We start from the raw sequence: 12,360 nt of genomic DNA, 5'->3' as shown, positions 1-12,360 counted from the left end.
CCGGCTGCGGCGGCGGCGGGCCGGCACGCCCGGCGAAGGCGGCGCGGCGGGGCGCGGCGATCGCGCACCCGGGGCGCGGCCGGTGCGGGCGAAGCCGCTGACCACGCGACGGGGCGCGCACATCGCGCCGAACCCGCTGCCGCGGCCGACCTGACCGGCGCTCGCATCGCGGATCACTCCGGCGTCCCGTGAACGGCGCGGTGCTCGCGCTGCCTGCGGCGCGAAGAGAAGCGAGCTTCGAAAACCGTTCTCAGCGGTCCGACGCCGGCGGTTCGGACAAGCGCTCGATCTCGGCGGCGATGACCCCGTGCAGATAGCGCAGCGCGGCCAGCTTCGCCTCGGTGATGAACCGCGCCTCGCTGTTGGAGGCGGGACGATCGGGCACGGTCCGCAGGCCGATATCGGCGAGCGGCACCTCGAACTCGAACCACTGACGCGCGCGGGCGAGATTCGAGCAGTCGGCGAAACGGGCGTGGATGGCGGTCTCGGAAACCAATGTGGTGGCGACCAGATCCATGGCGACCTCCCCGGCCGGGCTATTCTAGCGGAAGGTAGCTAATCCTCAAGGGTGTAAAAGAGCCGAGCAGCGCGCCGCACGCAGCACAGTGAAGACCGCACGGCGCGCCTGCCGCCACCGCGGACGGGAAGGCGGCTCGGCCGGTGCCGAGAGCGGGGCAGGGTTCGACCTCGCCCATTCGACCTCGTCCGTCGAGACGCCGCCGCCGGCGGCCCTCGGGACGAGGCGATCGTGTCCCGTCGTCGCCAAGAGCCGAGAGAACGGCGCGCCGGCCTCAGGATCCCCGTCGCAGCCGCGCCAGCAGCTCGAGCCCCGCATAGCCGTCCGGCTTCATGCCCACTTTCCGCTGATAGGCGCCGACCGCCCGCATGGTGGTGCTGCCGACCCGTCCGTCGGTGCCGCCGGTGTCGAAGCCGAGTTTTGTCAGCCGGCGCTGGATCTCCTGGATCTCGGCGAGCGTCGGCGTGCGCTCCTCGGCGCCCGGAAAATTCTGCACGAACGGATCGCCGCCGCGGATGCGGTCGGACAGATGGGCGATCGCCAGCGCGTAGGAGAAGGCGGGATTGTAGGAGTGCACCGCCTCGAAATTCCGACCGGTGAGGAAGGCCGGGCCGCCGGACACCGGCCGGCGCAGCCGCACGCGGTGCGACGGGTGGCGGAACGGGGCGCCGTCTGCCCGCAGCACGCCGAGCGAGGCCCATTCGGCATAGGTGCGCCAGGCGCGCCCGTTCATGTGCGAGCGCGACAGCCCGCCGGGCAGCCGCACCTCGCAGCCCCACGCCTCGCCGGCGCGGTACTTTCCGCGCTTGAGGAGATAGCGGGCGGTGCCGGCGAGCGCGTCGTCCGGCCGACCGAACGGCGAGATGCGGCCGTCGTGGTCGTAGTCGACCCCGACATTGAGCCACACCTCCGGCATCCACTGGGTGTGGCCCATGGCGCCGGCCCACGAGCCGATCATCTCGTCGGGCGAGGCCCAGCCGCGATCGACGATGCGCAGGGCGTTGGTGAGCTCCTGCTCCCAATAGCGGCGGCGGCGCGGCTCGCCCCAGGCGAGCGCCGCGAGCGCCGGGATCACCGGCCGCATGTATTTGGGATTGTCGATGACCTCGCCGAAGCTCGATTCCACCCCCCACAGGGCGACCAGCAGATAAGGGTCGACGCCGTAGTCGCGCTCGAGCCTCCCGAGCAGGGCGGCCTCCTCGCGGGCGCGCTGGCGCCCGGTGACGATCCGCCAGTCGGAGACGCGGCGATTGAGATACTGCCAGAGCGCCTCCTGGAATTCCGGCTGGGCGCGCTGGAGCGCGAAGACGCGGGTGTCCGGCTCGATGGCGTCCATCACCCGGTCGTAGGTCTCCGCCGACACGCCGCGGCGCACCGCGTGCGCCTTGAAGCCGGCGCGCCAGCTCTCGAACGATTCGCGCGCGAGGAGGGGCGTGGCGCCGGCGGCGAGGCCGATCAGGCCGGCGGCGAGGGCGCCGGCGAGGCCGAACAGCCGCCGGCGGGTGGGCAAGGACGTGCCCGCATCCGACGGGGCGCCGTCGGTGGCAGGGGAACGGTCTGCGAGCGCGGAGGGCACCGGTACGGGGGGCACGCGATTCTCCCGGTCGATTCGCTTTGCGCGAGCCTAGCACGCCGAAGCCGGCCGAGGGCCGGCGAGACGCCGGCGAGACGTGGGCGAGACGTGGGCGAGACGCGGGCGAGAGGGGAGGGCCGGCGCGACGCGACGCCGCGCGGCCGATCGAGGTCGGCCGGCGGTTGTTTTTTCGGCCGCACGTGCCACCGGGCGGCGACCCTGCCGCACGAGCGATATCGCACGGAACATGCCGTGCAAGCGGTGTCGTGGGCCGACGAGCGGTCGGCCGCGCGGAGCGGGCCGGATCAGGCGGTGCGGATATAGTCGCGCAGCGCGTCCGATTCCTGCTCCATCTGCTCGAGGCGCGACTTCACCACGTCGCCGATCGAGACGATGCCGATCAGCCGGTCGTGCTCGACCACCGGCACGTGGCGGAATTTTCCCTCGGTCATCTGTTGCATCAGCTCGTCGATGGTGTCGTGCTGGGTGCAGGTCGCGACCTTGCGGGTCATGATCTCCGACACGGGCGTTTCGAGCACCTCGCCGCCGCGGGTGCCGAGCGCGCGAACGATGTCGCGCTCCGACACGATGCCGATGACGCGGCTCTCGGTGCCGGTCACCACCAGCGCGCCGATGCCGCGCTCGCCGAGCGTCTTGGTGGCGGTCGCGACGCTGGTGGCGGGATCGATGGTGGCGACGTCGGAGCCCTTGCGGTCGAGAATCGTCTTGACGGTCACGCTTTCCTCCGTGTGCCGGCCCGGCGGCCGCGCTCTTGTCGTTGTCGAGCCGCGGGCGGGATCCCTCTGCGACCAAGGAGCAAGGCCGCCGCCGGGTTCCCGCCGGGCCGATCTGCCGATCATCGAGCAGAAGTTTTTTGTGAGCAAGGCGCACGCGGGGCGAGAGTGTGGCCGCGGGAGGTCGAGAAAGGAGAGGCGCTAAAAGCTCACTCGGTGTCGAGCGCGCCGGCGCCCGGCACCGGATCGAACAGCGGGAAGAGCAGGAGCCCGCCCAAAAAGCCGCCGATATGCGCCTGCCAAGCGACCGGCTGGTCGATCCCGGCGATCCCCACCGATCCCAGTCCGAACAGGATGTTGACGCCGAACCAGACGACCAGGAAGGCGATCACCCGGCCGTCCTGGAGCACCGTGGAGAGGGGCGCGGCGGGCACCAGATAGGCGGTGTCGTCGGCCTCGCGAAACACGCTCAACGGGCCACCGAGCTCGAACACGAAGCGGATCGCCGCCGCCATGCAGCCGGAGATGGCGGCCGAGGCACCGATCATCGGCACGAACTCGTGATCGTGCGTGAGGAGGTGCATCGCCGCGCCGGTCGCGGCGGTGGCGGCGAAGAAGGCGAGGAAGCGCGCGGTCCCGAACCGGCGCGCCACCGCGCTGCCGAACGGCAGGAACCACAGCACGTTGAAGCCGAGATGGGTGAGGTCGCCGTGGATGAAGCCGTAGCTCACGAAGGTCCACAGGTCGGCCGGCAGCCCGCCCGGAAACACCATGTCGAGGCCGGGGGCGGGGGCGTAGCGCGCCGGGATGAAGGCGAACAGGAGCAGAAGCTCGACGTCCTGGCGCGGCGTGAGCATCAAGGTGCGAATCGCGTGCACGAGAACGAACACCGCGATCATGCCGGTGATCACGCCCGGCAGGTTGAGGATGGGTTCGTTGCGTCGCGTCATGAAGCCCCGTGCGTATCGCGCAGAGATAGGCCGAGGGCGCGCCGGCTGCAAGCAAGCCGCGTCCGGCCGTTTGCGGCGCCTGTTCGCGCTCCACCCGAGCGGGTGCCCGGAAATCTCTGTGCCAGAAGGGAAAAGGCGCGGTGTGGAAAACCTCGACGCGCGTTCGGGTAGATCCACACGAGTGCGCTGCAACCATTAACCTTACTGGAGGGTAAACGACCGTCCGGGAGGGGATTCGGGCTATCACGGCACACCGGCTGCCGAGTCGGTGGGGCGACCGCATGGGGCGGCCGCTCGGTGTGCCGAGGCCGGACGATCTCCGACCATCACGATCCCGGATCGAGACCGTGAGCGCGATGAAACACCCGTCGAGCCGCGAACTGTTTCAATATTGGACGGCGTTGCGCGGCCATCGTCCGGCGCCGGAGCGCGACGAGGTCGATCCCGGCGCGCTCCGCAAGGTGCTCGGCGACTCTTTCGTCCTGACCTACGATTCGCGCAACGGGCATCCGTTTCGCCTCGCGGGCACGCGCCTGTGCGGGCTGTTCTGCCGCGAGCTGAAGGGCGCGTCGTTTCTCGATCTGTGGGACGGCGCCTCGCGGCCGATGGCCGAGTCGCTGGTGGAAGGGGTCGCCGACGAGGTGTCGGGCATGGTGGTCGGCGTGCTCGCCGAGACCGCGACCGAGCCGCCGCTGCCGCTCGAGCTCCTGCTGCTGCCGCTCGCTCACCGGATGTCGGTGCACGCCCGGATGATCGGGGTGCTGGCGCCGCTGCAGACGCCGTACTGGATCGGCATCGAGCCGGTGCAGCGGCTCGGCCTCGGCACCTTCCGCAACCTGTCGCCGCGGATCGCCCCGAGCCTGGTGCCGACGATTCCCGAGCGGCGCGGCCGGCCGGCGCTGGTGGTGCTGGAAGGCGGCCGCACCGACTGACGGTCGCGCCGCCGCGCCGACCCGCGCACCACACGCTACTCCCCACTCGCTACTCGCTACTCGCTACTCGCCACTTCGCTATTCACTGTCCGCCGGGGCAGGGGCCGCGTCCCCGGCAGTCTCGGCGGTCCCGGCGATCTTGCCGGTGCCGTAGAAGGCGAGAAACATGTCGACCGCGCGCCCGACCACGCGGGCGATCTCGGCCTCGGTCGGCGGCTCGTCGATCATGCGAAAGAGCCGCGGCTTCACCAGGTTCGCCTGGCACAGCTCGCCGAGCTGGGCTGCCGCCAGCATCGGATCGTCGACCTTCAGAAAACCGCGCTCGGTCATCCGCCGCAGATAGTCGGCGAGCATCGGCTTGCCGCGGCCCGGGCCGTCGATATAGAAGCCGCGCCCGACCTCCGGCATCCGCTCCGTCACCGCCATGACGACGCGCAGCGCCCGCAGCGACCAGTCCGAGGTGATCATGCGGGTGAAGGCGGTGCCGGACCGTAGCAGCGTCGCGCGGACGTCGTCGTCGTCGGGGATCGGCTCGAACAGCTCGCCGCAGTGCTGGTGGCGCTTGACCCGGATCAGATCGGTGAACAGCTCTTCCTTGTTCTGGAAATAGACGTAGAGCGTGCCCTTGGAGACCCGCGCCTCGCGGGCGATGTCGTTCATCGAGGCGGCGTCGAACCCGAGGGTGGAGAAGACGCGGTCGGCCCCTTCGAGGATCTGGCGGCGTTTTGCCGGGTCGGTGCCCGCCGGCGCACGGCCGCGCCGGCTCGGATCGGCGCTTCCGGCCTCGTCCGGCGGGCGGCGTACCGCCGGGCGCTCCTCGGCTCCGGCCTCCTCGGCGGGCGAGCCCGTGGTCCCGCCCTCGCGCGGCGTGGCTTCGCCTGGCTGCATCGTCGTCCCCGGCTGCATGGTAGAATTATCGAACCGAACGGTTCGGTTCGCTCTTGATATCGGACGGCCGATCGCTTAGTCAATATCGAACCGAACGGTTCGGTCAATGGGCCGCGACCGTGGATCGCCACCTCGACCAGCGACTCGCGATGAAAACGACCGAACGCCTCGATATCGCACGGACGGATCCCCCAAACATCCTGCCGTCCGCGCCTCCGGCGGAGCGGACCGGCGAACCGCCCCCCTCGACGTCCGCTCCGCCGTCGCAGCCGGCCGACGCTCCGCCCGCAAAGGGCAAGGGCGGGGGTTTGCGCAAGCGCGTGCTGCCGGTGGTGGCGCTGGTCGTGCTCGGCGCCGGCGCCTGGTACGGCTGGCAGTGGTGGACGGTCGGCCGCTTCATGGTGTCGACCGACGACGCCTATGTCGGTGCCGAGAACGCGACGCTCGCCGCCAAGGTCGCGGCCTTCGTGGCGTCGGTGCCGGTCGAGGCGAACCAGCACGTGAAGGCCGGCGATCCGATCGTCGTGCTCGACGACGGCGACTACCGCCTCGCGCTCGACGGCGCCGAGGCCAAGCTCGCCACCCAGCAGGCGACGCTCGCCCGCATCGACCAGCAGATCGCCGCGGCGAAGATCGGCATCGATCAGGCGAAAGCGCAGCAGGACGCGGCGGCCGCCGACACCGCCCGCACCGAGGCCGATTTCGAGCGCGCCCGCGACCTCTATCAGCGCCAGGCCGGCGCCAAGGCGACGCTCGACACCGCGACCGCCGCCCGCGACCGCGCGCGCGCCACCGAGACCGCCGCCAAGAGCGCGGTCGCCGCCGCCGAGCTGAACGTCGCGGTGCTCGAAGCGCAGCGCGCCGAGGCCTCCCGCGTCGCCGCCGAGCTGCGGGTCGCCCGCGACCAGGCGAAGCGCAATCTCGACTTCACCGTGGTGCGGGCGCCGTTCGACGGCGTGATCGCCAACAAGGGCGTCCAGGTCGGCGACTACGTGACGGCCGGGAAGCGACTCGCCTCGCTGGTGCCGCTCGACCAAATCTATGTCGATGCCAACTTCAAGGAGACCCAGCTCGCCGGCATCCGGCCGGGCGGGGTGGCGCATCTGCATGTCGACGCCTTTCCGGATCGCGACATCGTCGGCACCGTGACGAGCCTCGCGCCCGGCTCCGGCTCGATCTTCTCGCTGCTGCCGCCGGAGAACGCCACCGGCAACTTCACAAAGATCGTCCAGCGGGTGCCGGTGCGCATCGCCGTTCCCGCCGACATCGCCCGCGAGGGTTTGTTGCGGCCGGGCCTCTCGGTGATCGTCGACGTCGACACCCGCACGCCTTGACCGCACGGCCTGTCATGACCGACACCACCATGTCCGCCGCCGCGGCGCCGCGACAAATGCCCGACGAGGAGCGGATCGATCCTTGGCGGGTCGCGGCGTTCCTGGCGATGGTGTTCGGGATGTTCATGGCGATCCTGGACATCCAGATCGTCTCGGCCTCGCTCGCCGACATCCAGGCCGGCCTGTCGGCCTCCGCCGACGAGATCTCCTGGGTCCAGACCGCCTATCTGATCGCCGAGGTGGTGATGATCCCGCTGTCGGGATTCCTCGCCCGCGCGCTCTCCACCCGCGTGCTGTTCTCGATCTCGGCCGCCGGCTTCACGCTCGCCAGCGCGCTGTGCGCCACCGCCGGCTCGATCGAGCAGATGATCGTCTATCGCGCGATCCAGGGCTTCATCGGCGGCGGCATGATCCCGAGCGTCTTCGCCGCCTCCTTCACGCTGTTTCCCGGCCGCCAGCGGGCGATCGTCACGCCGTTGATCGGCCTCGTCGCCACCATCGCCCCGACCATCGGCCCGACGGTCGGCGGCTGGCTGACGCAGGCCTTCTCCTGGCACTGGCTGTTTCTCGTCAACGTCTTTCCCGGCATCGGCGTGACGCTCGCCGCGGTGCTGCTGATCGACTTCGACGAGCCCGACCTCGCGCTCCTGCGCCGCTTCGACTGGTTCGGCCTCGCCGGCATGGCGGGCTTTCTCGGCGGCCTCGAATACGTGCTGGAGGAGGGGCCGAACCACGACTGGTTCGACGAGCGGGCGGTGCTGATGTGCGCCATCGTCTCGGCGGTCGGCTGCGTGCTGTTCTTCTGGCGTGCCTTCACCGCGCCGGAGCCGATCGTCGACATCTGGGCCTATCGCGACCGCAACTTCACGCTCGGCTCGCTGTTCCAGTTCGTGATGGGCGTCGGGCTCTACGGCCTGACCTATCTCTATCCGGTCTATCTCGCCCGCGTGCGCGGCTACGACGCGATGATGATCGGCGAGACGATGTTCGTCACCGGCATCGTGATGTTCTTCACCGCGCCGATTTCCGGGAAGCTGTCGGTGTCGATGGATCCGCGCATCATGATGATGATCGGCTTCGGCGCTTTTGCGCTCGGCACCTGGATGGTCACGGGGCTCACCGCCGAGTGGGATTTCTGGGAGCTGTTCGTGCCGCAGATCCTGCGCGGCGCCGGGCTGATGCTGTGCATGGTGCCGATCACCAATCTGGCGCTCGGGACGCTGCCGGTGCACGAGCTGAAGAACGCCTCCGGCCTGTTCAACCTGGTGCGCAATCTCGGCGGCGCGGTCGGGCTCGCGGTGATCAACACGGTGCTCAACCACCGCATGGACCTCCACCTCGTCCGCCTGCACGAGCGGGTCGCCGAGGGCAGGGCGGTCGCCGAGGAGATGCTGGCGAGCATGACCGCGCAGTTTGCCGATTACGGGCCGGGCCTCGACCAGATGATGGCGCTGAAGCGGTTGGCGGCGCTGGTGCGGCGCGAGGCGCTGGTGATGGCGTTCGCCGACGTCTTCGTGGTGCTCACCGTGCTGTTCGGCGCGCTCACCTTCGCGGCCCTGCTGCTCCACAAGCCGAAGGCGGCCGCGGCGCCCGGTGGCCCGGCCGGCGGTGGTGGCGGGCACTGAGGCACCTCCGCGCCGGGTCGGGACACCGCCCGTTAACGGTCCGCGCCATAAGGTGGCTGGTCCGGAGAGTGGGAGCACGGCGACGATGGAGGTGGCGGATCGCAAGGCGAGCCTGCGGGCTCTGGCCAAGGAGCGGCGCCGGTTCCAGCGCGTCAAGGTCAACCTGCTCGGCCGCTACATGCTCGAGGACCGGCGGGAATATCCCTGCCAAGTGGTCGACATGTCGCCCGGCGGGCTCGCCATGATCGCGCCCGTCAGCGGCTTCGAGGGCGAGCGGGTGGTCGCTTACGTCGATCACGTCGGCCGCCTGGAAGGCGTGATCACCCGGGTGTTCGAGACCGGCTTCGCGATGACCTTCTCGGCGACGCCGAGAAAGCGCGACAAGCTCGCCGCCCAGCTCACCTGGCTCGCCAACCGCAGCATCCTCAATCTGCCCGAGGATCGCCGCCACGGCCGTTTCGCGCCGAAGAACCCGTTCACCCAGCTCGTCATGCCGAACGGCCTGAACCTGCGCTGCCGGGTGATCGACGCCTCGCTGTCGGGCGCCGCGGTCTCGACCGATCAGCGCCCGCCGGTCGGCGCGCTGGTGACGATCGGCAAGATCCAGGGCCGGGTGGTGCGCCATCTCGACGAGGGCTTTGCCGTCGAGTTCACCCGGCTGCAGCATCCCGATTCCATCGAGGACAACCTTTTGCCGTGACGCCCGGGGGCTTTTGCCCCGGGCTTGTGGTGACGCCGGCCGTCCGCGCACGCGGTCGCGCCGGCGTTCTCGCGTTTGCGTGGTCGTCGTCCCCGTTCGACATCGCGAGCCCTCGATCGAACGCCCTGCGGGACCGAGGCTTTTTCGCCCCGACCGGCCGAGCGGGCAGGGGGATCGTCGGCGTCCGGTCGTGTCCTCGGAACTTTCGTCCCGATCCGTCCGACCTCGGCCCCTGGTAAACAAAAGGTGGCCGCACGAAGGCCGTTTCGCCACCGAAAAGCCGCACGCGCCAGGCGAGAGAACGGCCGGGGTCCACGAGCAGGAGTACGAACATAGGGAGGGCGAAATCGTGGCGGCGCCCGATGCGCTTCGGTAACGCATTGAGATAGAACGACAAAAATGTAAATGCCGACAATTTTATTCAATTCGAGATGGTTCGTGTTTTATGCAATGCAAATACGATGTCGTAGAGAATGGAAACGAACGTCAACACAAAAACCATTCAAGTTGAAGATATCGACTTAGGTCGGATGCAAAGGTTTTATGCGAGGTTCGATCCTGCGAGGACGGGAGGGGTCGAACATGAAAAAGGGTTGCGGCGGAACCATTTCGGCGGTGATCGCGGCGGTCGCGTTCGGCGCCGTCTCGGTCCAGGCGGCCGCGCTCGAGCGGCCGATCTACGCCTCGATCGGCCCGACCGCCCGCGCGCCGATCGGTTGGGTGGCGTTCTGCGCCGACAATCCGCGGGAATGCGCGGTGCGCGCCACCACGCCGCGCGACGTGGTCCTCACGACGAGGGCCTGGCGCGATCTGGTCGAGGTCAACCGGTGGGTCAACGAGACCATCCGACCGATGACCGACCTCGAGCACTGGGGCGTGGTGGAGAAGTGGTCGTATCCCGACGACGGCTACGGCGACTGCGAGGATTACGTGCTGCTGAAGCGGCGCATGCTGATGGACGCCGGGTGGCCGCGCGAGGCGCTGCTGGTCACCGTGGTGCGCGATCACAAGGACGAAGGTCACGCCGTGCTGACGGTGAAGACCGACAAGGGCGAGTACGTTCTCGACAACCAGGTCGAGGAGGTCTTGCCGTGGATGGAGACCGGCTACCGCTTCGTCAAGCGGCAGTCGCAGTCGGACCCGAACACCTGGGTGGCGCTCGGCGATCCGCGTCCGGCGACGGCCACCGCCGCCGCGAAATGAACGGATAGTTCGAACCGGTCGCCCGCAATCGGCGACCAAGCAGCAGGAGCTTACGCACCCCGGTCACGTCCCCACCCCTCCCCGTCCCAGACCGGGATTGCGCGCGGCCGACCGTCCCCCAACGGTCGGCCGCATCTTTTTTGGACGGTGCCCGGGCGGGGCGGTCGGAACCGCTTCCGTATCCGAGCGTGACATCGGGCGCAGGGCCTCGAGGTCAGTTCCCCGGGCGCAGGGCTTTCAGCGGCAGGGTGATCACCGTCGCCTCCGGCCGATGCGGATCCGCGAACGGGTCACTCCCGAGCGGCACCACGACCGCCGGATCGCGCGCCGACACCATCACGCCGTCCGCCGAGATGTCGAACCTCCCGGCTCGCCCGGCCGCGGCCAGGTGATGATGAAGGTTGTAGGTCTTGAGCAGGTAAGGCCCCTCGACGGTCTGCAGCGGCAGGTTGGTGATGTGCACGGCCGGGCCCGCGAAGGTCGGTTGAGCCAAAAGATAGGCCACGGTGTTGCGGACGGTGTCGGTGGCGAAACGCCAAAGGCGAACCTGGTCGCCGGCGGACAGGAATGCCACGCCGACCGTCACGCCGACGAGAATGGCGAAGGCTGCCCGCCCCGCCCGCCGCAGGGACGACCCGCCGGCGATCGCGGCCGATGCTTCGTGTGCCGCCGACTTCGAGGCGGTCGACCACTGCCGGATCACCTCGGCCCCGATTCCCACCAGAGCCAGCAAAGCCAGTGCCGGCGCATAAAGGAATCGACCCGATCCGGTCGAGGTGAGCGACACCGGCACCCACAGGACCGGGGCCAGCAGGACGACGAACAGCCCGACGCACATCGCGGCGGCCCGAGGTCTCGCCCACGCCGCCACGAGGCACGCCGTCATCCCGGCCAAATAGAGGAACGCTACGAAGGAAACAGCCGCCGGAAGCTTCGGCCCGAGATCGAGAATGCCTTGCACGTAGGTGCCCGCGTTCGCCACCAGCGGGGCGTTCTCGAACAACGCTCCGGCCGTGCCATAGGCGCCACCGAGGTCGGGGAGGATCGCCGAGCGCACCGCGAGATACACCAGCGTCACGCCGGCGATCGGCAGGACGGCGACGACCACCGCCGGAAAACGTCGCCATCCCAGCTTGCCGATCGCCAAGGCGGCGAAGGCGGCACCGAAGACCACCGCATTCTCCTTGCACAGGAGCGCCATGGCGAAGATCACGGTGGCGATCGCCAATGCGGTCCGGCTTCGCCGCTCCAGGTAGCGGCAAAAGACGAGGAGCGACAGGAGCCCTAGAAAGACGGCCCAAAGATCGAAGCAGGCACTCATCCAGCAGGTCGCCTCGGAGGCCCAGGGCGATGCCAGGAACAGCATGGCGGCGAGGCCGCGCGCCAGCTCGCCGAGCCCGACACGCGCGAGCAGCGCGTAGAATGCGGCGGCCGATCCCGCATGGACGAGAATGGCGACGATCGAGTAGCCGGCCGGATCCTGCCAGCCGAAAACGCCCGCTTGCAGCTTCAGCAGGAGAAACGGAAGCGGTCGGTAAAAGCCGATCAGTGGCTGCGTGAAGATCGCCGCCACCGGCGTGTCGATGGCCGTGGTCACCAGAGCCGTGTCGTCGAAAAGAAAGAAATAAGAACGAGCGTACTAGGCGATCAAGATGCCGGTCCAACACGCGATCAGGATCGGAAAAAGACGTAAATATTTGAGCATGCGCGCCTCCTGCTGCGGCGGATATAGGCCGCTCCGGCCGGAGGTGTCCAGTTGGCGACCCGGCCGATACCGGGCAGAGAGCGATCGTCGTGCGGGTGGCTAGCCGGGGCGGTATCGCAGGCGACGAGCCGCGGGCCGGGCGGTCGCCGTGGCTGTGAGGCTACGCGCTCTCGGTGGTGCGCCGAACGCGGTTCGGGCT

11 protein-coding genes are annotated in these 12,360 nt (G+C 69.3%); 5 read left to right on the top strand and 6 right to left on the bottom strand.

Annotation, left to right across the window (positions count from 1 at the left end):
• Window positions 1-250: 250 nt before the first annotated feature.
• The 4 genes from A33M_RS16740 to A33M_RS16725 all read right to left on the bottom strand — a co-directional run bounded on the left by A33M_RS16740 (window position 251) and on the right by A33M_RS16725 (window position 3,774).
• A complete protein-coding gene (locus tag A33M_RS16740) occupies window positions 251-517 on the bottom strand; it encodes a hypothetical protein (RefSeq protein ID WP_008389498.1) in 267 nt (88 codons plus the stop codon).
• A gap of 274 nt (window positions 518-791) precedes the next feature.
• The gene (locus tag A33M_RS16735; RefSeq protein WP_008389496.1) at window positions 792-2,027 is read right to left on the bottom strand and encodes a lytic murein transglycosylase; all 1,236 of its coding nucleotides are present in this window, start codon (window positions 2,025-2,027) and stop codon (window positions 792-794) included.
• A 368-nt stretch (window positions 2,028-2,395) separates the two neighbouring features.
• The gene (locus A33M_RS16730; RefSeq protein ID WP_008389491.1) at window positions 2,396-2,827 is read right to left on the bottom strand and encodes a CBS domain-containing protein; all 432 of its coding nucleotides are present in this window, start codon (window positions 2,825-2,827) and stop codon (window positions 2,396-2,398) included.
• A gap of 206 nt (window positions 2,828-3,033) precedes the next feature.
• Window positions 3,034-3,774 carry a rhomboid family intramembrane serine protease gene (locus A33M_RS16725; protein ID WP_008389490.1) on the bottom strand — a complete coding sequence of 247 codons (741 nt, stop codon included), beginning with the start codon at window positions 3,772-3,774 and terminating at the stop codon, window positions 3,034-3,036.
• 356 nt (window positions 3,775-4,130) lie between these two features.
• Between A33M_RS16725 and A33M_RS16720 the strand changes: the two genes are divergently transcribed.
• A complete protein-coding gene (locus A33M_RS16720) occupies window positions 4,131-4,706 on the top strand; it encodes a PAS domain-containing protein (RefSeq protein ID WP_008389489.1) in 576 nt (191 codons plus the stop codon).
• Window positions 4,707-4,784: 78 nt separating this feature from the next.
• On the opposite strand, the gene A33M_RS16715 is transcribed toward A33M_RS16720, so the two are convergent.
• Window positions 4,785-5,594, bottom strand: coding sequence for a TetR/AcrR family transcriptional regulator (locus A33M_RS16715; protein WP_083850516.1), 810 nt, complete (start codon window positions 5,592-5,594; stop codon window positions 4,785-4,787).
• Window positions 5,595-5,902: 308 nt separating this feature from the next.
• Between A33M_RS16715 and A33M_RS16710 the strand changes: the two genes are divergently transcribed.
• The 4 genes from A33M_RS16710 (at window position 5,903) to A33M_RS16695 (ending at window position 10,456) form a co-directional block, all read left to right on the top strand.
• Window positions 5,903-6,928 (top strand): HlyD family secretion protein, encoded by a 1,026-nt coding sequence (locus tag A33M_RS16710; RefSeq protein WP_237718402.1) that lies wholly within the window; start codon window positions 5,903-5,905, stop codon window positions 6,926-6,928.
• A 14-nt stretch (window positions 6,929-6,942) separates the two neighbouring features.
• Complete coding sequence (locus A33M_RS16705) at window positions 6,943-8,553, top strand: DHA2 family efflux MFS transporter permease subunit (protein ID WP_008389485.1); 1,611 nt, start codon at window positions 6,943-6,945, stop codon at window positions 8,551-8,553.
• Window positions 8,554-8,638: 85 nt separating this feature from the next.
• Window positions 8,639-9,253 carry a PilZ domain-containing protein gene (locus tag A33M_RS16700; RefSeq protein WP_008389476.1) on the top strand — a complete coding sequence of 205 codons (615 nt, stop codon included), beginning with the start codon at window positions 8,639-8,641 and terminating at the stop codon, window positions 9,251-9,253.
• 582 nt (window positions 9,254-9,835) lie between these two features.
• On the top strand, window positions 9,836-10,456 hold the full coding sequence (locus A33M_RS16695) for a transglutaminase-like cysteine peptidase (RefSeq protein ID WP_008389473.1): 621 nt from the start codon (window positions 9,836-9,838) through the stop codon (window positions 10,454-10,456).
• Window positions 10,457-10,670: 214 nt separating this feature from the next.
• Here the strand turns inward: A33M_RS16695 and A33M_RS16690 are convergent, their stop codons facing one another.
• A complete protein-coding gene (locus A33M_RS16690; RefSeq protein ID WP_157223528.1) occupies window positions 10,671-12,029 on the bottom strand; it encodes a glycosyltransferase family 39 protein in 1,359 nt (452 codons plus the stop codon).
• Window positions 12,030-12,360: the final 331 nt, after the last annotated feature.

Source organism: Rhodovulum sp. PH10 (genome assembly GCF_000293785.1).
Taxonomy (GTDB): domain Bacteria; phylum Pseudomonadota; class Alphaproteobacteria; order Rhizobiales; family Xanthobacteraceae; genus Rhodoplanes.
Note: the sequence above shows the minus strand (reverse complement) of the source record. Positions and strands in the feature narration are given on the sequence as shown.